Source organism: Edaphobacter sp. FHG110511_03 (assembly GCF_059115365.1).
This window is the reverse complement of record NZ_JBZYWL010000001.1, coordinates 1,189,715-1,210,410: the sequence shown is the minus strand read 5'-3', so window position 1 is coordinate 1,210,410 and position 20,696 is coordinate 1,189,715. Positions and strand designations below refer to the sequence as shown.

The window sequence follows — 20,696 nt, the reverse complement described above, 5'->3', positions numbered from 1 at the left end:
CTTCATTGCGAGAGTCTTCTGCCTCTTGAAGAAGAACTCGCCATTCGATCCGCTTGACCATCCATCGTTGCATTACGAACGCAGATCTTTTAGCATTTCTCAAATGAATATCACCTGGAAAATGAAGGCCCGCATTTTGGCCAGAGATTCGGCCGCGTTGAGCCTGCTAATGGGGATAAGGGCCAGAAAGCAGCAAAAGGCATGGGAGACAGGAGGACGATTTGGGCCTCCCCACATCATTAAACAGCGCATATTGCTGGATCATGCCCAAAAGTTTAATACACATATTCTAGTTGAAACTGGAACCTTCCTTGGGGATATGATCTCCGCGATGAAAGATCACTTTAAGGAAATCTATTCCATCGAGTTAAGCGAGGAGTTGCACGAAAGGGCAAAGTCGGCATTTAGGAAGTACCCACATATTCATCTTGTTGCCGGTGATAGCGCAACTGCACTCGAGAGCGTCTTGGGAAGCATCAAGGAGCGTTGCCTGTTCTGGCTAGATGGCCATTACTCCGGGGGGATTACCGCGTTGGGAGATGTTCGGTGTCCGATTCGTGCAGAGATTGAAGCGATTCTCCGGCATCCGATCAAGGACCACGTCCTTCTCATTGACGATGCTATTTGCTTTGACGGAAATCATGGATATCCAACTTTGTTCGAACTCCACGATATCGTTGTAAGTCGTTTCCCAGGGTACGAAATGCAGGTTTTTGATAATGTAATCCAAATTCGTCCTACTCGGTAGCCAGCTTGTCGAGCAGCTCATTCTGGAATACTGCGTAGCATTTGGTTCGCATAGCGCTTGGGCAAAGTCTTACCCAACCAAGCGGTAACAATGAAGATGTCGCGCTCTTGTTGGAGAGATCACATCTTCTGGTTTTCAACTGAGGATTAATATCGGCTACTCTTCGTTACCGGTGCTCTGCCGGGGCCTTTAATCACTCGCTTGTCGCTGCTTAGATGAAATTCCGCCAGTTTGAGCCAGTACCGTAGTCTGACCGCCTGCCTGATCAAGAACTTTATCAAAAGGTTGGAGCTAAAGTAATCGTAGTGATCGCTAAAATCAATAAACCCCCGGTGTTGCATCCGGATACCCGCAAGTGCTCTTTGATTTACGCTCTGACTACCGTAGTGAATAATTTCCGCAGAAGGCGTGTAATAGATCTTAAAACCCTTCATCTTTAGTGTGTAGCAGTAGGCAAGATCTACCTGGTACATTGGAAAACGCTCATCAAGCATTCCAGCTTGTTCCCAGGTCGTCCGGCGAATGACAAACGCGGTGGTCCCTAACGCCTCGATCACCTGCTCGCGAGAATGATCGAAGTTTGCGGCGTAGTATTTGGTACTAACGATTCCATTGGGGAAAAATTTGTGCCAGTTCAGGCCTTGAAGGATGAGTGTCCCTAACTGAGCGAATCGTCGAACGCATATTTGGGTAGTACCGTCGGGATTCAGCAACCTGGGCGTGCAGGCAGCCGCGTCGGGATGGTCATCCATAAACTCGACCAACGCTTGAAAGGCATTCGCAATCAATTTTGTGTCGCTGTTCAACAGGCACGCATAACGCGCACGAGACATCCTCATGCCAAGATTGTTATTTTTCGCATACATCTGACCTGATGTATTGCGAACCAAAATCGCCTCGGGAAACTTTGCTGCAACCATGTCGGCACTGCCGTCAGACGAATTATCGTCAATGCAGATAACCTCAAACTCGATGCCATGCGTGTGCTCGTAAACAGAGGCGAGACACTGGCGGAGAAGTTCCCGTGTGTTGTAGTTCGGGATAATGATGGTTACATCTAGCAGTGTGCCCATGTTGGCTACTTACCTTTTGAAATTCCTATAGTGTCTAAACTAGTTGCGTCCTGCCTGTTAGTTTTCGTTTATCGTTTCGTCGCAAGAATGGCTTCTCGACCAGGTTCCATGATGTGAAACTCAATGCCGCTACGGATAACAGGATTAATCCAAGGGCAAGTTCCGGATGGCTTTTAACCAAGCCCAACGCAATGAAGGTTTGGATCACAGGGAAATGAAAGACATAAGTTCCATATGAGAAGTCGCCATACTTCGCAGGCTGCCCAAGCGGAGGTACCAGAAGACCGAAACAAACAACGCCAAGAGAAACTCCGATAGCTCGGAAAGCAATCCCGCTCGAAAACACGGATACAAGATAGCAGATAATGGCAACAGTCCACACCCGCCATCCGTTCCGCTTGCACCAATCATGATAGTAATATGCCAAAGCCCCAACCATAAAGAAGCATAATTGGCCAGGTAATTGAGATGCGAGTGTCGGATGAAATCGCCGCATTGTGATCTGATAGACAACAGAGAGCAGAAACAGACCGCCGAGAGTCTGCAATTTACCTATTCTCCGACATAGCCACACGATTGCAGGAACACTCAGATAAAACATTACTTCGAGCTTAATTGTCCAGAGCGAGCCGTTCACGCTGGACATTACTGGATTACCTTCGAACAGTCCCGGAAGGCTGGGGTGAAGGAAATTCGCGAAACAAAAATTGGCGCCTACATACTTCCAGGTGGAGATCGAGGTTAAGAAAGCGCTTAGCGGTAAAGTGGAAAAAAACATTCCGAGAATAAGAGTGAAGATCAGCGCGGCCCAGTATGCAGGCAGAATCCTCCGTCCGCGTTTACTCAGATAAGCACTAAGTGTGGAACTGTTTTCATAGCTGCCCACAATCAAGAACCCGCTCATTGCGAAGAACCCTTGCACCGCCAGGTTGGCGCTGGCGACGCGGGGAATCCAGAAGTACGCGGGACTAAAACTGAGGTCGAAGCAGTGATATAGCACTACGATCGACGCAAAGAGAAGTCGCAACAAGTCAAAATTGTTATGACGATGCGTATCATTCGACTCTGAAATTTGTTTCATATTCGCACGGTGAACGCCGTTGATTAATAGGCCTCGCTTGGCAGTTTTCAGATCACACGCTTTCGTGTAGTAAACCAAGTCCCTTCAATTCCTGAAGAGATCGCTCGTAGTTACTTTCATTGAACTCGCCCTCGCTGGCCCATTCCAAAAAATTCCGCAAACCATCACCAAATCGATATCGCGTTGTGTAACTAAGCAGCGATTGAGCCAAACTCAGATCCGCCTCCCCATGACGAATATCGCCTTCTCGAAAATCCCCAGTAATCTTAACTTCAGATCGCCCTCCATAGAAGGCATTGGTCCGCTGAGCTACGTCCAGCACAGTTGTTCGTTCTCCGGAGCCAACATTGACCGCGTGAACTCCGCGAACGTTCTTTTCAGTGATAGAGGCGACAGTAGCACGCACAACGTCGTCGATATAGACAAAATCCCGGCTCTCCAGCCCGTCCTCAAAAACATGGATCGGACGTCCAGCCCTGGCTAGATTCGAGAATATTGCTAATATTCCTGTGTACGGATTTTGAAGTGATTGTCCGGGGCCATATACGTTCTGATAGCGCAAGGCAACAGTAGGGATTTCTCGGACCTGACCAAACATGAGCGCCATCTGTTCCTGCACCTGCTTGGTCAGTCCGTAAAACGAGGACGGCTGGTGAGGTGCCGTCTCCGGTGTCGGTATAGTCTCGCAAGCGCCGCCGCATTGGGGACAGAGGGGATCGAATTGACCGGCTTGCTTTTCTTCGACGGACCTTGAGACAGGATAGACCACTCCATCGCACTCACAACGATATGCCCCTTCGCCATAGATTGCCCTCGAGGAGGCAACGACGATCCGCTCTACCTGGAGGCGGTTCTCCTTCGAAAGGAGCTCGTACAGCAGCGCCGTTCCCGCAATGTTAGTACGCTCGTAACGGGAAACCTCGTACATAGATTGCCCGGTTCCTGTCTCCGCTGCTAGATGAACAATGCAGTCCTGGCCTTCCAGAGCAGCCCGAAGGGAAGCGGGGTCCGCAACATCACCAACCACTAGTCTTACCTGCTTCTCGAGATCACTTGGCAGTACGCGATTACCTGCGTGCACCTGATCCAGGAAATTGTCTAATATGGTGATCTCGTAGTGGAGTGCGAGCAGGTGACGTGTGAGGTGCTGCCCAATGAATCCTGCACCTCCGGTGATCAGTATCTTCATTTTCGCTAGTATAGCTAACCCTGATACTGATGCACTAGATCAACATATAATAGCTATCCGCCGGTTGCTTGGACACAAATTATTGACACCAATGAAGCCCCTTCATGATTGGGGATAATTCTGCTGACCATGCCTCACGACGATAGACCCTCCCCGTGCTTGGACGGAGTTGCTGCATCGCGACATTGCCCACTTCCTCCACTCGGCAATACGTCTCTGTCTTGGAGTGAACAGGCGCCGCTTCAATTCTGACAGAGTTGCTTTCCAGAAGCCGGATTCTTTGGAAAAATAAAGGTCTTTGCAAGCTCTACCTGCGAATCGTATGATTCGTTCAAATCTTGCGACCGGACCCATGTAGATATCCCAGAAAGCACCATCATCCAGAAGGGATTCTTTGTATCGCTCAATGCTCATTCGAGCAGGCTTATTCAGTAGCGCGAAGTCATGGTGCACCAAGACATCACCGGCAATAAAAACGCTCTTGCCGGAGTCGTGAAGACGATGGAAGAGGTTGGTGTCACTGAGATCGAGCGGGAACATGGGATCATAGCCACCCATCTCTCGTAGTGCGCACACTCGTATTGTAGACCCAGAATTTGCTGCGTATGCCGCCCTCTTTGAGGTGCCTACAAATCCTGAGCCGAACCAACGAGGCACACCGAATACAAACCGAAAAGGGGAGACTATGCGGCCGTCTGCAATAACCTGAGGAACAATCGCTCCGATCGTCTTATCCGGGCTCAGTTTACGGGCAAAGTCTGCAATTTTTGCCAAGAAATCCACGGGTAGGCAGGAGTCCTGGTCCAGCGTCAGTAGCCATTCGTATCCCTCAGCTTCAGCCTGTTCCAAAGCTTGATTGTAAGCCTGCGCCAAGCCCGGGTTATGCGGCGCCGATTCGTACAAGATTCCGCTGGGGAGCTCCCCGATGTCTTGACCGCCCGGCGTGTTGTCCCAAACTAGTATTTTTAGATCGAGGTTGTCTGGGGAAGTGTTTTCAACTGAAGCGAGAAGCGTTTGCAATGTCGAAGAATCAAGAGGTTGCATCCTGTAAATGACGATCACGGCAAGCACTCTGGTGATCGCCTGAGACGAGATGCTTCTCTCTGCACTATGCATTCTCATGTGTTTTTGTAATATCGACACTCTTATCCACCTACAAGCGAATGTGAAGAATCGTGCCCACTTGATCCAATATGACTGCGGACGCAGGATTCTCCCGTATTCGCATAAGGGCTTTGCTCCAAAGAATCCAAAAACATGCGAGGCAAAATCCAACTAGGCCAAAACCCAAAGTGATCAACATGCGAGGCGGCCCGGACTTTTTGTCGGGAGGCACGGCGTGGTCGACTACCTGGATGACTGGTGCAGATTTTGCCTCATCGATGCGCGCGGCTTCGTATTGCCTTGACAACAAATCAAAGAGCGTCTGATGGTACCGGACCTCTCTCAATTTCCTGACATACTCCATAGCCTCTTTCGGGACCCGCCCGGCAGGCACCTGAGTGTCTCCAGGGAGCATGTTCTTCTGGTTATTCTGCAAAGCAGATAGTTGTTGGCGAAGGGCGTCAATCTGGGTTTGCAGTCTCTTAACATCAGGATTCTCGTCGGTTGCATAGGTCCGCATGGCCTGCAATTCAACTTCGCGGCTTCTCAACTCAGCCCCGGTTTCCGCGATGGTACGGATGGCCATTGCTGATTGACCGCTCAGCTCTATGAGGCCGGTTTTCTCCTGAGTTGTTCGAAGGTCGTTTTCAGCAGCCGTGAGAGCGTTCTTTTCTTCCTCTAATTGTCGATCGAAAAATAACCGCCTCTGACCGGCCTCCGTGACTGCCAGAGTTGAGTTCATCTGATACAACTCGTCCACAAATGCATTTGCCATATCGCTGGCTAACTTCGGGTTTGGATCTTTCACAGCAATGACGATTAACCCGTACTTGGCGGCTTCGAACTGCGCGTGTTTCTTAAGTGCTTTGCGCGTATCCTCCAACTTTTTCTGTTTCCACAGAGACTCGAGTTGGAATCGATTGATGATATGGTCCGTGATCGTCCGGCTTTCGAGCATTGCCACGTAAATATCGCCAGGATTCTTTAACAAACCTCCAGCACCACTTGCCCCTAGTCCTGCCAAAGGACCCAGTTGCCCCATCAGGAGTGACGCGGTTGACTGGGGGGCTTGCGGAGGAAGAATTGTCGCAGTCGCAGTAAAGGTGACTTTCAACAAAAAAAATGAAATGGCTGCTCCGATGAGGAGCGAAACGAAGGTGATGATCGCAATGCGCCGTCGACTTTGAAGCAGAATCAAAAAGATCCTCAGATAGCGGGAACCCCCGCTATCTGAATAGAGCTCACCGTTGGCCAGCGGTTCTAGTGTTTGCGCAGCTTTCATTTCCTACAGAATGATACCGCATCCAGTCTCCAAACTGACGCCTGAACAGGCTATTGGGCGTATCATTCCTATGTGGGTGGGTGTTTTAGCATAAGTTACTGAATAGCGCAATCTAGGTACAGCCATCGTCGCGCTCCGACGATTGACACGAGCATAATAGATTCAGAGTCAAGCTGGGAATATGCCCTAAAAACTTCGGAAATCAGAGTTTAGGAACAGTTGACGGACAAGATTTGAATTTGACGCTACACGTGTTCGATTTTGAACAGGTTGAAAGAACTTCTGAGAAGAATGTACCGTTTGCCTGACTGAGGGGTTGGATGATGTAATGCTGCGGCGAACGAGGTCCTTATGTCGGTGTGATACTAGTCTTACGAAAAGCCGCCACCTACCAAGGATAGCAATGACAGAACAACGTAGAATTCTTATATTGCAGGCACACAATTTAGGGGATGCGGTGATCAGCACTGCATTGATTGAAACGATTGCGCGTGGCCTTCCCTCTGCACAAATTGACGTTCTGACCAGACCAGAGATTCATTCGATATTTGCACACAACCCATCTGTGAATTGTGTCCATACAGGCCGTTTCCCGATGGGTTCCGTTCGCGACTTTGGACTAAGGGAAATGTTCGCTCTCCCTCGTTTGATCGGCAAGTTACGCCACCAAAAATATACTGACGTTGTCAATCTCGCGGGAGATTTTCGAGAGGAATTTCTAGGAAAATTGGTTTCGTACCGGGACAATTGGAGTCCTGCGTGGTCACCTGATCATCCCTGCGCTCAGGTGATTCGGCGCTCAGCCATCCCCCTTGCCAATCGACCGACACTCATACCTGCGAACAAGCCCAACATCTATGACGCGGCATCGATCGTGGGAACTGCTGTGAGCGGTGTAGAGGTGCAGAGATCTGCGCTTTACACGCCTGCAAAGAAGAAGATCGCCTGGGATCCACTAGAGAACGTTGTAGGGATTCATCCTATGGCAAGTCAGCCTTGGAGAAGATGGGAGATGGAGAAATGGCAATCTCTTGCGCGACACTTGGTCGAGCAAGAGGTTGACGTGCACGTATTCGGCTCGCCTTCGGAGAAGGAAGAGCTATTTAGATACTTCGGTGCCTTGGATAGTTCGAGGATAACAATACTGGCAGGCGGTCTTTCGGAGTGTTTCGTAGCGATCTCAAGACTGCGCATGTTGCTTTGCCATGATAGTTTTGCCTCGCACGTAGCCTACGCTCTGGGCGTTCCTACAATCCTTTTGAATGGAGCCAACGATGCAGCAGCCTGGGCTCCGCCCGGAGCCGTGGTTCTCGCTGCTGGACCGAGCCTGACTTGCTACCCATGCTACAACCGCCCCACGTGTTTCGGCGGGTCCAATGAGTATGCTTGTATTCGGCACATTGAAATCGTTTCAGTAATAGAGGCAGTTTGGGACCTACTGAGAGTTACTTCCAGTGATCGGCACATTGTTCCACTACTCCATCAGTCTGCTGAAAAGTCTTCCCCTTTTCGTATAACTAGCGCTTGTTAATAACTTGAGTCACTAGAGCTTAATAACTTCAGTTGCTTATTTTTTGAATAATCTGCCGAGCGTGAGGCAGCCTCTCCGAATACGAAATCATACTCAGTTCTGTGCAGATTTTGATGAGCAGGTAGGAAGTGCAGTTCACCCTACAACAGCGGGCTATGCGGTTATGCAACCTAAGCTGAGTCAGTTCTGCCGTAAATGGAGCGGATGTTTCACGGCGACAAAGCCAGTGACACGCGGCGGGGTTTGGATAGGTATTTTTCTGCTAGACAATCCCGTTTCTGGCAAAGCGGGATGAGGGCCGCGTCTTATGACGCTTGCGTTGCTATATATCCTGCTTTACGATTTCGTCGAGGACGGAACCCCTGTAAATGGCTGGTTTTGCCTATGGTGGGCACTGAGAGACTCGAACCCCGACATCCTGCTTGGAAGGCTCGTGCTCTGTCCGATTGAGATACTCGCCATAAAATCAATAACTTACAACCATTTCCGCCATGCTTAAGCCTGGTACAGGCTTGGGGTCACCCCGTCTACCGCAATACAGACTCAGCTAGAGGTTGCATAACCGCAAAGCCCGGCGCTGCGGGGTGGACACCGTCGCTGGTTAGCCCTGCGGCATAGTGAAGCCCCTCTGCGTTCGTGAGCGCCGCGTGATAGTCAACGAGGGTGACATCTTCTTGAGAGGCGAAAGTCTTTAGCCACGCATTGAGCTGTGCGATTCGGTCGTATCGTGCTGCGGATTCGTCCGCGACAGCTAAACCGCATGTGGGGTTGTCGGAGCATCCCCACGGTGGAATCGTCCCAATTACCACTCGAATCCCATAGCGCTTGGCCTTCTCCACCATTGATTGCATGGGGGAGCATGTGTCCCGACTACCCTTGCAAAGTGCCCACCCTGGGTAAACATCATTGGTACCTGCAATGATGTGCACGGTGCCCGGGTGAAGTATCAGGACATCGTTATCGAATCTCGCGGCAATGGCACGTGACGTTTGCCCCGAGATGCCCTTATTAATCCAATTTTTGTGGGCTTGAAAGGCCGCTTGCTCGCCCCAAAGCTGTGTCACTGAGTCGCCTATAAAAACCACATCATTGTTGACAGGCAAGATGGGTATTCCGCTGCCGCACGCTTGAATGAAGAGCAAAGGCAGAAGGAGGACGATGCGCATCTGTTTCTGTAACAATTGGGTCAAGGGACTCTTAGTTTATCTAAAACGCGCTCATAAACCGCACATGGTATGCGGATGCTGCGATAGCGCCGCTTGTTCATATTTCTCCTTTTTTTCGCCATACTCACTTTATGTTCGACCGAACGCCCACTTGCCGAGACTCAATCGGAATATGTTCACCTCGGTGCCTGCCTTATCGCGGGTACCTCCATCACGTTTTTGCGCAAGGACTGGCGCATATTCCACTGCAATAGCGTTCCCTGATTCGATAAATTGCTCAAATTACAGTCGCTTAGCTACTTAGGGCTACACTCAATTACGCCAGCATTTCGTTTATTTTCATAGAGTTCGTTGAGTCAAAACTCATAATCTTAGACTTAGCAGTTGAGTTGGATTTGCACCTACTGAGATGAGCCTGTATCTTCAACACCTTATGAGGCACTCGTGCTAGGCCATGCAAGCCATCTAGACCGGTAGTCGCTACCGGTATCCGCTACATCAATAGATCAGAAATAACCCATTGCTTTGGGTCCCGTGAAGGAAGATCGATGGTAGTTGGCTGAGAATTGGGGGATCGGGCAACCCAATTCATCCGCCCTTGGCAACTGTGAGGAATGCGGGTTTGCAAATGATTTGTCGAACAATGAAGTCGGTCAGGAGACGGGTTGAGGGGGCAGCTCTAACAAGAAGTGACGTGTCGGAAGTCGTCACAACGACATGTTATCCAATTTCAACCTCTCCCGCATCGCAGGCCATCAGTGCCGCCTGAACGCAGAGGCTAATGCTGCCACAGAAGATATTCAGCGCATTACCAACAATGCTGAGATCTTGCGCCAAATAACTCCGTACTGTCGATACTGAGCTGAGATCGCGTCGAATGGAAGTGTCCTCTCACCAGGATGCCGCGTTCAATCAAGTTTTTTCTTGCCATCGGAAAAACGGAGAAAGTTGCTTTCCATCCCTACTGACCTTAAACCCCCTGCGGAAATGTCACTCCAACAAGCTTGATGGGTGAGTAAATCTCCTGAGTCAGAAAGTTCTCAATGGCCTTCTGGAAGCCATCACCAACACCCCCTGCCTCATCCTCCCCGTCTCCGACGAATCCAAATCGGAACCAGAGACGGGAACGCTGCTTCAGTAATATTGAACTCCAAACTTTTACCCGTGACGCTAGACATCGGTCATGGTACGGTTACCGTTGCCTAGCAATGCGTAGATTTGCAATGTAATTCTTTGTCGCATCTTTTTCGCCTTTGGAGCGTTCGGTGAAGCCATCGCTTATCTGCAGCCGCTGTAGCTTATATCTTGCCGCCCTCTTTTCTCCAGCTATCCTATTCGGTCAACAATCCTCGACTACTTCTGTCATGGCCTCGCCGACAACCGCACCTGGGGGCCAACCAGTCAACATAAGTGCGAGTGTTGCAGGACAAACCAACACGATTCCAATCCCGACAGGATCCGTATCGTTTTACGATGACACGACGAGCCTGGGAAGCGCGAATCTATCGAGTGAAGCTGTAACCGCTCCCAAATTCATGAGTTTCTCGCAAGCCTTCGGACAAGTCTCCAATCGAACCGATAGCTGGTTTCCTTACGCCTGGTCTGACGTAAACGGCGATGGAAAACAAGACCTAATCACTGGTTACGGTACAGGGATACAAGTATTTCTAAACCAGGGAAACGGAATTTTTACCGCAGCGGCTCTACAGAATTTCGGTCTTCAAAATTTTGTAACAATCGACTTCAATGGCGATGGCAAGATCGATATCGTATTCATCAACCAAAATACACTACGGGTCGCGTACGGTAATGGAGATGGAACCTTCCAGGCTCCACTCCAAACTCCCGGCATCAGTGGAACTGTAAATTCTCTCGCGACCGCAGTTCTCTCAACGAGCAACCTTTCAGATCTTATTGTGAGTCAGGATGCTGCCTCTCCCGCGACCTCGTCAATCACGGTGTATAAGAATAATGGCTCAGGAAGCTTTTCTTCACTAGGGAACTTTCCAGTAGCCAGCTCGACCATGAGCAGTCAAACAATACGACAGATCCTTCCCGTAGATCTGACCGATGATGAACGACCCGACCTGGCAGTCGCCATACAAAATGGCGACTCTAACACCGGAAATACTGTCGTATCGATTCTTCACAATTTGGGAGATGGTACGTTTGCGCCGCCTTCTGCTCCTCTTGCGGGAAGTAATTGCGCCGACGCAACCTGCATCTCTGCTGTTGTTGCTGGAGATTTCGCTTCTCGCAACAAAATGGATCTTGCGGTCCTCGATAATACAGGAGTCGAGCTTTACCCCGGCAATGGGGACGGCACATTCTCGGCACCCACTCATCTCAAAATCCTCGGTACTGCAGGCCAAGGAGGTGTTAACTCCGTTAGCGCCGCTCAGCTCGTATCCGAAGATATTAATGGCGATGGAAAACTTGATCTTGTCGAGTGCGATGGCTATGCGTACTTGGGAGACGGAAACTTCTCCTTCACTCCCACAACGGATTTCCTCGACATGGCAATCAACCAGATGACTCCCAGCACGCCCGGTGGAAATGGGTATTCTGTCATCTTAGGGGACGTCGACGGGGATGGAGTTGCCGACCTTCTCTACCGATATGAGGGATTCATGAATCACTTCGACTCCCTCGTTCAGTTCGGATCTCGTAGATCGATCGCTTCATTGCCCGCAATTAACAATTTGGCTGGTGGCGTTCATCCTATCACTGCGAAATACGCCGGCGACATTAACTTCTCTTCCAGTACATCTTCTCCTCTAAATGTCACGGTCAACAAAGTAGCAACAACAGTATCTGCCAGTGCAGCTCCAAATCCTGCTCTAACCACCCAGGCTGTGGCCTTAACTGTCCAAGTCAATTCGAGCGGCCCAGTACCTACCGGCAGCGTCGCTGTGACTGACGGCTCAACGTCTCTTGGAACAATAACTCTCAATAACAAAGGCGCTGGAACGCTGAACGTAACCATCAGCACCGCCTCCTCGCACAGTATTACGTTTAGCTACTCCGGGGATGCTGTTAGTCAGCCTTCTAATGTCTCTGCAACAGTTGTAACCGTCACTAATTTTCCAACACAGATCAGTCTGGGTACCTCTCCCAATCCAGCTCTGGTGGGTCAATCCGTTGTTTTGAGTGTTGTCGTTACACCAACAGGCTCGAGTTCAACACCTACCGGGAATGTTGTTTTTCTTAGCGGATCGACTCGACTTGGAAGCGCCACCCTTGATTCATCAAGAAAAGCTACGTTTAGCACTTCATTTTCTGAGGTTGGTAATCAAACGGTCACAGCGAACTACGTGGGCGATTCCGCTAATGAACCCTCCTCAGCGTCAATGGTCGTAGCAGTCCTCTCTGCGTTTGATTTTCAACCGGCCGGAGGCAGTGCAGCCATCACAGTATCTCGTGGAAGCACCGCGACCTCGTCCATTAGTGTCACTCCCCAAAATGGTTTCAGCGGAAACATCTCTTTTGCCTGCAGCAATCTCCCGGCAAATGTAACTTGTAGTTTTAGCCCAGCAAATGTAACAGTCTCAGGTTCCACGCCTGGCTCTGTGTCGTTGACGGTCTCAGTGCCCTCGAACTTTAATTCCGCCGCCTCTTTTTTCAAGGATGGACTTCACCGCAACATATTCGAAGCGACTCTATCCCTCGGATGTCTTTTTTTTCTTTTCCCTGCAAAGCAATCAAAACGAAAGAACGGTCGTTATTTGTTTTGCGCTCTATTCGCAATTGCCGCTATCGGCATCTCCGGTTGCGGCGGAAGTAGCTCATCCGGAACAAAGACCCCAACAACTTCTAACTTCAATGTAGTTGCGACTTCAGGGTCTGTGGCAAAAACAACGTCTTACTCCCTTGTCATTCAGTAACGTCAGAAATCTGTTGATCCATGTCCGCTTTATTACGAAGTCTCAAATAGGTCTTCAAGTGCATCCAGCCCCGCTTGTCCCTAGTCCTACCAAAGGACCCAGTTGCCCCGTCAGGAGTGACGCGGCTGACTGGGAAGGGATAATTGTCGCAGTCGCGGTAAAGGTGGCTTTCAACAAAAGTGCAATGACTGCTCCGATGAGGAGCGAAGCGAAGGTGATCGTCGCTGGGGATTCTCTTCTGTAGTGACAGCTTACGACGCTGAACTCGCCGTGTTGATCAAGAGGTAAAATCAGCGATTGCGTGGTCGTCCTGGGCCAGACCGGCATTCCCGTTCACTTCAAACCTTCGGCAAAGTAAACCATCACAATTTACATCCCCGTCTACCTCTGCGTGGAGAGTGTTGACCGATCAAGATCGCGGGGTGTGGTTAACGCGGCGGTTCGGACCAGCGACATTTAGCTTGAACAGAATGTGTTATGGAATGTTACTTAATGCAGTCCAGGCACCAGGGGTTCCTGAAGCCGTACATACCCACCCCATAGGCTGACCGCTTGCAGGGGCGTTGTTGTAAATAATGTCTCCGACTTTCCATGTACCAGAAATAGGGCGGGTGGTTCCCCACTTAACAACATGATCCTGACTGATCAGAGTGTTGCGCATCTGTTGAGAGATGATGTTGGAGCTAATCTGTGTCCTGATCGCACCAGAGCCAAGAAAATTATTTCCAATTACACTATAGCCCGTAGTGTCTGTGTCACCAGAGCAAATGCCACAATATAGTGTGGCCGAAGAATTGTTGATTATCGTATTTCCAGAAAGATGAACTGATGGAGTTTGAATAGTATCAATAGTTTTGATAGCTTGAGAATTACCCCACACTCCTGTGTACGTAGCATCCCAATATAAGTGATTATCAGTAATATCTACATCTCTAGCATTCGAAACGGTGATACCTTTCACATCATCTACCATATCAGGGTTGTACAAAGTGTTCCTCGATATTAGAACACTTCTGGCATTCGACACCCACACAGGACCACCAAGCTCAGCACCAGCAAGAAATAAATGAGAGAAGCTATTACTCTCAATTCTTACATTAGCTAACTGTCCAGTAGAACCATAACCCCAATAAATTGCAGCACCAGTGGCAGTATCTCCACCTGTAAAACCGCACCCCATGCACGAGGAGTGAGTAAATTCTAGATCAACAGGATTCAACGACACGGAACGAAGTGCACCATTTGACGCCGCAAAAATTTCTGCATCTGAAATCACGACGCTGCCAGAAGCATTACCCTGAGAAAGTAGAAACCATCTACCACTATCCATCTCAGCATGTTCAATGGTAAGCGACCCATTGAAATCATGGCCAGCATAAACTGGAGCATTCGATACTGTCGTAACAATAGGTGTATCAATCGTCACTGTATAAGACTGACCAGAAGGACGAGGGATCGGAGGATCAGGAACGCCCGATATGATATTCGCCGTAAGGTTAGACCTTGCTATTCCAGCTCCAACGATAATAATTTGGTTACATGGCTGATTGAGAGCAGCGGCGAATTTTGCGGTACAGAATGTAGAACCATCTGCCAAAGTAACCGTTGTGGTGCCAGCCGTAGCCGTGCCTGCAGTCGAAGTAATAAACCCGAACCCAAATCCTGATCCCGCTATGCCTTCTAACATCAGATGGTCCCAACGATTATCGCTATGAACATTGCCAGCATTCAAATATTGAATGACCGGAGGAACTGTTACAGCGCCGGGATCATATGATCCTCGTATTTGAATGTGATCAAAATACGAATTCCCATTGCCATAATTGATCAGCATTCCATCGGGGGTATATCCATTAGCACTAATCTTCAAAACGTTAATGGCGGGATTGCATTGTGCAAAAGCTCCACCAACATTTGTGCTGCTTTGCTCGGCCTGCATTACAGTGGAAGCAAAAACTAAAACAGGAGTGCTACAGACAGGATAGTTGCCTTTAGGAAGATAAAGAAGGGATGGACCGTATTCGGCTCGATTGTCATAGAAGTTAGCTAGATGGTCACTTCCTCTAACTGAGGCCGTCCAAGCATTGAGTGCCGCAGAATCATCTTCTGTATAAATTGGTGCTCGCATCACAGTTGTTGAGGGAGCAGGAGAAACATTGAATGAATTACGAGTAACTGTGCCAGTAACTGTCGCTATCAAATTTGCGCCTCTAGGACCGGCACCAACAAGCGTTACCGCATCTCCAACGACAAAATTAACTGTTGCCAAAGGGAGAGCTAATGTAATGAGAGGATTTCCTGCAGTAGAGGCGAACCCCGCAGCTTTACCATTGCCCGTTGCTCCGAACCACTGAGGGAGCACCTTTACCGTAGATGATCCGCCATAAAAGTAAACTGAACCGGCCCCGTAAAAGACTTTCTTCAAGAGTGCATCAAAGGGCCCGGCGATAATCAAGCTTTCGCCGGAAGAAACATTGAATCCTCCCGAACCCACTATTTGTAGGGAAACATTAGTGGGAATAGTTACGGTCGAAGTTATCGGGAGGGAGATGTTCACGACCAAACTAGCACTGGCTGCTCCAATCGCCGTTAAAGCATTGGTAAGACAGATTTGACTAGGAGAAGATGTGCACGATTCCGCCAGATAGTATATGTTATTCAGAAATCGGTTGTTAAGTGCTCTCCCGCCTGTCTGGGAATCCACAGTGGGAGTCTGCACGACAGCCGTTCCCTCGATCTGCTGAGGATTAATCTGCTTAGCAAACAAGGCGGATGGAATGAACATCAAGAGGCTAACTAAAAATGATCGCATTGAGCATATCTCCGGGTTGCGGCGTCATAGCCAGGCTAGACATTCTCTCCGTTCCCGGAGCTCCCGATCTGCGCCTCGGAGCACAGCGCGGGTCGATCCAGCAGCTCTCGCCCAGTAATCGAAGTTCGACAGAGCTAATTCGGATGTAAAGTTTCGTCCTACCGAACGCCTTACGGATGAAAGTAGATTCATGTGATCGAAGGGAACATACCTCCCAGATTTTGCCGCAATGACTGGAGCATATTCCAAGTGCAATAGCGGTACACTCATCAGCTTCTCCCTGTTTCGATAAATTGCTCTAGATTACGGTCGCTTAGCTACTTAGGGCTACACTCAATTACGCCGGCATCTTATTTATTTTCATAAACTTACATCGTTGGGTCAAAACTCACGGATACCGTGTCGCGGTATGACTCTCGACTCTCGATACGAACGGCGCGTATGCGATCGTTGAATCCATTTGCAGTCCCCGGTTGTGCCACAGGATGCATCTTCATCGCAACGAAAGGCAGAACATTTTGTGGGCCATCGCGTGTAGCTACCGCATCGGTTCGGAGAGAAATCTTGAGGCGTGCCCAGCCGGTGCTAGCTTCACCTGCCTAAGGCTGTCCCCTATGGCTGACGCAATATCCCCGCGAGGCCGAGCACCTGGTAGTCATTCTCTCCAGGGGAATTGGAGCAATGTATCAGATGATCCGCAAAAAGCCCTCCCGAGGAGCTTTAAGCGGTCGCTGCATCCTATGGCGGCTACATCGTCGGACTGCCGGTCAGCCCATAACGAAGCACAACATCGACCAGCGGCACATGCGCCTAAGATTCTCCGAGCGGCCGTCACTGAGCTGATTCCTAAGCGTACGACCTGACCTCTTAAAGTACGCGAAATCAGCAAAGAGACGTTTCCCGAGGCAAGCCTCGGGAATTCATTTTGATCGGCACCGCCATTCTGCCACTTTTGGCGGCGGTTCTAGGAACGCCAGCGAAGCCCTGTTTTCGTCGACTGCGATTCGAAGCTGCGGAAACGAGACTCATCAGGTATTGGCTTTACACTCGAGTCGGATGGAAGTTTGGGGAGGCACAACTGCTGTTAGCGTACCGGTCGTTTGCCTCGCCGGATTGCGTCAAACAAAATTACGGCTCTTTCACCACGCAGTATTGTTTGCCGACATAACCGACCGTGGGCGCCTGTGGTAAATAAACAAGTTTGCCGTTGAAATCCTTTGCCGCTGTGTTCGTGAATTGAATATCCGCCACTCTGGCAGAGCCGAGTGCGCGTCGGACAGCGCGTTCGGACAGACAGTGCATTTGCATATGACGCTGCCCAAGACCCAGTGCATCTTGAATTCTGGAACGGATACGAAGAATGTGGCGGACTCGAATCATTTGTGATGAGATATCCGGCGCCACAAAAGAATCTTGAACTCCAAATACGAGTACACCACCCGGCGCGAGCACTCTTACGAAGTCGCGGAGATACGGCTCCGAAAAGCGCCGAGGCACATGCTGGAGAACGATATTGCTGTAGATGAATGAGAAGCTTTCTTTAGCGAATGGCAGCCGTACGTCGGAGTGAACCACATACTGGCAGTGTGCGTATTGGTTGAAAGAATCTGCTTTTTCAATCATCCGCCGCGAGATATCCATGCCTATACAAGAGGCAAAACGTCGCCCCAGAGCCTGCGTCAGGCGGCCGACACCGCACCCAAAGTCCAACGCCGCACAGTCGAAATTGGGAATGCAGCCGATGCCAGCCAGATGGCTCATGACGATCGCAATTTCGGCTTCTCCGGTGGCCATGAACTCCGAGTTATCCCACCTACCATCGCCTCTGGAGGGATCGGTGAGAATGGCGCCGAACGCATCCCGCTCGGCGAGAGATTCCCAATCGTTCTTGAGCTTGTCGAGACTCATCAGTTTCCAGTCACAATTTCACTGATAGTGCCGTCCATGCATTCCAGTTCATGCATGGTCTGAGTGGCGGCACTCCGTCACGGCAGACCGCTGCATACTTGAAGAAAGTTACGAGACCTCATGAATGGAGTGGCGCATATCCAACAGTATCCCTTGCGCGGAGTGAGCCGATCCGAAAATTCAGCTCGTTAGAGTTTTACGGCTCATCCGAGATGGATTTTCAGCGAACATGATGCCAGTTACGCTTGGATCTAAGCGACTGAGTGAGTCACATTTAGAATCAACTTGCGCCCATCACTCAAGGCCATCTGGCTCTCGATCCAGCGATAGGTTTTCTCTATACCATCGCGGAGTCGAATCGACGGCTCCCATCGCAATCGATCGAGAATCATCGTATTGTCGCTGTTGCGGCCATTTACTCCTTTCGGAGCCTTCAAATCATATGTTCTCTTGAGCCGGATGCCCGCTATCTCCTCAACAATATCTACCAGTTGATTAATGCAAACCATCTCGCTGGAGCCAAGATTAATGGGTTCGTCGATATTGCTGTTCATGATCATTTGGGTCCCTTGAACACAGTCATCGATAAACATGAAGCTGCGCGTCTGATGTCCATCTCCCCAAATATTGATCTCATGACGTCCGGACCTCTTGGCTTCTATGATCTTCCGGCAGATGGCAGCAGGCACTTTCTCCCGTCCCCCTCTCCACGTACCGTATGGCCCATAGACATTGTGGTATCGCGCGATGCGACAGGTCAGGCCGAAGTCCTCCTCGAAATTCCGGCACATCCTTTCACTGAATAGCTTCTCCCATCCGTATCCATCTTCAGGCATGGCGGGATAGGCATCACACTCCCTGAGAGCAACTACATCCGGTCGGGTCTGACGGGTCGCGTTGTAGACACATGCAGATGACGCGTAGAAGAACCTCTTAACACCAGTCTCGCAGGCTGCCAACAGCATATTCGTGTTTGTGAGCACGTTGAGCATACAAAGAGCCTTGTTTTTCTCAATGAACCCCATGCCCCCCATGTCTGCGGCAAGTTGATAGACGTGGTCGGCCCCTTCCGTTGCCATCAGACAATACTCTTTTTCTTTGAGGTCGAGGGAGAGATTCTCAACCCCATCCGCTATCTGGTGCCACTCTTTCAGTGGCTTGATATCGATAGCTCGGATAACTCGAATGCCCCGGCCAATTAGGCTTTTTACAAGATGACCTCCGATAAACCCGCCTGCCCCGCAAACAACTGCTGTTGGTGACGCGGTATCCATCCGCAACTCCTCCCTTTTGCTATCAGTTCATCGGCAAATCCTTCTTCAACCGCACGCCGCGAATCATCGCCCTAAGAGGCAATTTATGAGTGCACGGACAGGAAGTTGTCAGAACACTGTCATTTTGTTGTCGCAGAACTGAGAGCACTTCTCGTTTGCGCGTCCGCTAGTCCTCGGCAAAAACAGGCTGAACGCAGAATATCGCAGCATCGGATTCCAATTAGGTTTGGTGGAGCCAATTAGGGCGCTCCAACAAGAGACTGAACATGATAATCGCCCATAACGGAAGCGATAAGTCATACACCTCCGTATCGGCCAGCCCGCGTATCAGTGTGGCGAAGCAGGCTGCTGCGCTGTTGTTGCCGGAAAGAAAACGTCATTGCTCGTCTCTGGCTGCGCTTCGTCCGATTCATTCTGCACAAGAAGGCTGATGAGAACGACAGCCCAAAGCGGCAGAAGAAGATCGAACGGCTCCGCTTCAGCGAAGCCACGGATTACCACGAAGAAGACGATGCTGACGAAGATCACGCGTACCGATGGGGGCGCCGTTCGGCGGATATTGCGAAGGAGGCTGCCGTACACACCGCCGAGCAGGATAAGGCCGGCCCCACCGTAAGAGTAAACCTGTTCCAGCACCTCGTTCTCGGCGTGGCGTGCTTCGAAAGTCCCGAATACCGGCACCACGTTCCACATGGAATCGAAGCCGTGGCCGATCCACGGATGCTCTGTCACTTTGCCGACAACATAGCTCCAGATGGCGGTGCGTCCGGTCAGCGTCTCTGCCTGATTGCCGGACGATGTGTAGACGTCGTAGTAGGCCTCGAACAGGCCCCAGAAGGCCAGGATAAGCAGCACTGCACCTAGCGTGAGTAACAGCTTGGTTCTGCGACTCATGGAGCGATCCTGGATCAGCAGATACGCTTCGCTGATGAGGAACGCTACGATGGTTGTCTTGCTGAGGCTCCGGACGATGGTGACGACAAGAAACAGAGTGACGAACTGCAGCTTCGCCCCCCTGCGCCGCATTAGGTATTGCGCAAAGAAGACGGCGAAGACGCAGACGTTGCAGATGGAGTTGGCGTTGAAGAAATTCTCGTCCCCCAGTCGGAGATCGTACTCCGCCGGCATAATCCATGCGACGATTGCCACGCCACACGCACCGAAGAGGAAGCCCTTCATGACAGCAGCGGCGGAGCCGACTGTGCCCTTTAGGCGAAGGAGCAGAAGCGTAGTCCCTACGTCGACCGCTGTTCCAAACCAATACACCAGAGATGCCGCGACTGAGGCCGTTTCACTCCATGCGAAGCTGCACAGCGAGAATCCAAGAAAGAACAGGACCCAGCGTACGCTGGACGGTTGCAGCGCACGGCGCCATGGCGGTGCATCCGCTCCGAAGACGACGAAACAAGTCAGGCCAAAAGCGAGAAAGCCGACGGCCAGCTTCACCATCGATCCCGTCTGAATATCGGCTCCTGCAAGCTTCATGCAGAGGAGCGGCACTGCGAGGCGGAATGCGAAACAGAAACCAACGAGCAGCGGTACCGCCAAATCCACTGTGACGGCAGTACTGAGTGATCCTCTGTCTTCCATCACGCGTCAAGCTCCATCTGCGATCTCAATGTGTATACCAATGCGCAGCGGAGA

Annotated in this window: 13 protein-coding genes; 3 read left to right on the top strand and 10 right to left on the bottom strand. The window is 50.4% G+C overall.

The annotated features are described in order from the left end of the window. Window positions 1-25: 25 nt before the first annotated feature. The gene (locus tag AC5S26_RS04895; RefSeq protein WP_494183726.1) at window positions 26-748 is read left to right on the top strand and encodes a hypothetical protein; all 723 of its coding nucleotides are present in this window, start codon (window positions 26-28) and stop codon (window positions 746-748) included. 146 nt (window positions 749-894) lie between these two features. On the opposite strand, the gene AC5S26_RS04890 is transcribed toward AC5S26_RS04895, so the two are convergent. From AC5S26_RS04890 to AC5S26_RS04870, 5 genes are all read right to left on the bottom strand, one after another. After that, the gene (locus AC5S26_RS04890; RefSeq protein ID WP_494183725.1) at window positions 895-1,821 is read right to left on the bottom strand and encodes a glycosyltransferase family 2 protein; all 927 of its coding nucleotides are present in this window, start codon (window positions 1,819-1,821) and stop codon (window positions 895-897) included. 34 nt (window positions 1,822-1,855) lie between these two features. Continuing rightward, window positions 1,856-2,980, bottom strand: coding sequence for an acyltransferase family protein (locus AC5S26_RS04885; RefSeq protein ID WP_494183724.1), 1,125 nt, complete (start codon window positions 2,978-2,980; stop codon window positions 1,856-1,858). Continuing rightward, a complete protein-coding gene (locus tag AC5S26_RS04880) occupies window positions 2,955-4,091 on the bottom strand; it encodes an NAD-dependent epimerase/dehydratase family protein (RefSeq protein ID WP_494183723.1) in 1,137 nt (378 codons plus the stop codon). The genes AC5S26_RS04885 and AC5S26_RS04880 overlap by 26 nt, the downstream gene beginning before the upstream one ends. Window positions 4,092-4,193: 102 nt before the next feature. Beyond that, window positions 4,194-5,153: a glycosyltransferase gene (locus tag AC5S26_RS04875; protein ID WP_494183722.1), complete on the bottom strand. Its 960-nt coding sequence runs from the start codon at window positions 5,151-5,153 to the stop codon at window positions 4,194-4,196. A 91-nt stretch (window positions 5,154-5,244) separates the two neighbouring features. After that, window positions 5,245-6,477 carry a GumC family protein gene (locus AC5S26_RS04870; protein WP_494183721.1) on the bottom strand — a complete coding sequence of 411 codons (1,233 nt, stop codon included), beginning with the start codon at window positions 6,475-6,477 and terminating at the stop codon, window positions 5,245-5,247. A gap of 403 nt (window positions 6,478-6,880) precedes the next feature. Between AC5S26_RS04870 and AC5S26_RS04865 the strand changes: the two genes are divergently transcribed. After that, a complete protein-coding gene (locus AC5S26_RS04865) occupies window positions 6,881-8,008 on the top strand; it encodes a glycosyltransferase family 9 protein (RefSeq protein WP_494183720.1) in 1,128 nt (375 codons plus the stop codon). A gap of 527 nt (window positions 8,009-8,535) precedes the next feature. Here AC5S26_RS04865 and AC5S26_RS04860 read toward each other — a convergent pair. Further along, window positions 8,536-9,174 (bottom strand): GDSL-type esterase/lipase family protein, encoded by a 639-nt coding sequence (locus tag AC5S26_RS04860; protein ID WP_494183719.1) that lies wholly within the window; start codon window positions 9,172-9,174, stop codon window positions 8,536-8,538. A 1,535-nt stretch (window positions 9,175-10,709) separates the two neighbouring features. On the opposite strand from AC5S26_RS04860, the gene AC5S26_RS04855 reads away from it, so the two are divergent. Continuing rightward, entirely contained in the window at window positions 10,710-13,058 is a 2,349-nt protein-coding gene (locus AC5S26_RS04855; protein ID WP_494183718.1) for an FG-GAP-like repeat-containing protein, read from the top strand. A gap of 475 nt (window positions 13,059-13,533) precedes the next feature. Here AC5S26_RS04855 and AC5S26_RS04850 read toward each other — a convergent pair whose 3' ends face one another. The 4 genes from AC5S26_RS04850 to AC5S26_RS04835 form a co-directional block, all read right to left on the bottom strand. Further along, window positions 13,534-15,870, bottom strand: a complete 2,337-nt coding sequence (locus tag AC5S26_RS04850; protein ID WP_494183717.1) for a hypothetical protein — start codon at window positions 15,868-15,870, stop codon at window positions 13,534-13,536. A 1,128-nt stretch (window positions 15,871-16,998) separates the two neighbouring features. Beyond that, window positions 16,999-17,778 carry a class I SAM-dependent methyltransferase gene (locus AC5S26_RS04845; RefSeq protein ID WP_494183716.1) on the bottom strand — a complete coding sequence of 260 codons (780 nt, stop codon included), beginning with the start codon at window positions 17,776-17,778 and terminating at the stop codon, window positions 16,999-17,001. 251 nt (window positions 17,779-18,029) lie between these two features. Next, on the bottom strand, window positions 18,030-19,052 hold the full coding sequence (locus tag AC5S26_RS04840; RefSeq protein ID WP_494183715.1) for an NAD-dependent epimerase/dehydratase family protein: 1,023 nt from the start codon (window positions 19,050-19,052) through the stop codon (window positions 18,030-18,032). Window positions 19,053-19,379: 327 nt separating this feature from the next. After that, window positions 19,380-20,642, bottom strand: a complete 1,263-nt coding sequence (locus AC5S26_RS04835; protein WP_494183714.1) for an O-antigen ligase family protein — start codon at window positions 20,640-20,642, stop codon at window positions 19,380-19,382. Between the last annotated feature and the right edge of the window lie 54 nt (window positions 20,643-20,696).

What these genes read in the sequence shown, in the direction of transcription:
- AC5S26_RS04890 (WP_494183725.1), bottom strand. Translation starts at nt 1,821, where the DNA reads ATGGGCACACTGCTAGATGTAACCATCATTATCCCGAACTACAACACA.
- AC5S26_RS04880 (WP_494183723.1), bottom strand. Translation starts at nt 4,091, where the DNA reads ATGAAGATACTGATCACCGGAGGTGCAGGATTCATTGGGCAGCACCTC.
- AC5S26_RS04870 (WP_494183721.1), bottom strand. Translation starts at nt 6,477, where the DNA reads ATGAAAGCTGCGCAAACACTAGAACCGCTGGCCAACGGTGAGCTCTAT.
- AC5S26_RS04865 (WP_494183720.1), top strand. Translation starts at nt 6,881, where the DNA reads ATGACAGAACAACGTAGAATTCTTATATTGCAGGCACACAATTTAGGG.
- AC5S26_RS04860 (WP_494183719.1), bottom strand. Translation starts at nt 9,174, where the DNA reads ATGCGCATCGTCCTCCTTCTGCCTTTGCTCTTCATTCAAGCGTGCGGC.
- AC5S26_RS04855 (WP_494183718.1), top strand. Translation starts at nt 10,710, where the DNA reads ATGAGTTTCTCGCAAGCCTTCGGACAAGTCTCCAATCGAACCGATAGC.
- AC5S26_RS04850 (WP_494183717.1), bottom strand. Translation starts at nt 15,870, where the DNA reads ATGCGATCATTTTTAGTTAGCCTCTTGATGTTCATTCCATCCGCCTTG.
- AC5S26_RS04845 (WP_494183716.1), bottom strand. Translation starts at nt 17,778, where the DNA reads ATGAGTCTCGACAAGCTCAAGAACGATTGGGAATCTCTCGCCGAGCGG.
- AC5S26_RS04840 (WP_494183715.1), bottom strand. Translation starts at nt 19,052, where the DNA reads ATGGATACCGCGTCACCAACAGCAGTTGTTTGCGGGGCAGGCGGGTTT.
- AC5S26_RS04835 (WP_494183714.1), bottom strand. Translation starts at nt 20,642, where the DNA reads ATGGAAGACAGAGGATCACTCAGTACTGCCGTCACAGTGGATTTGGCG.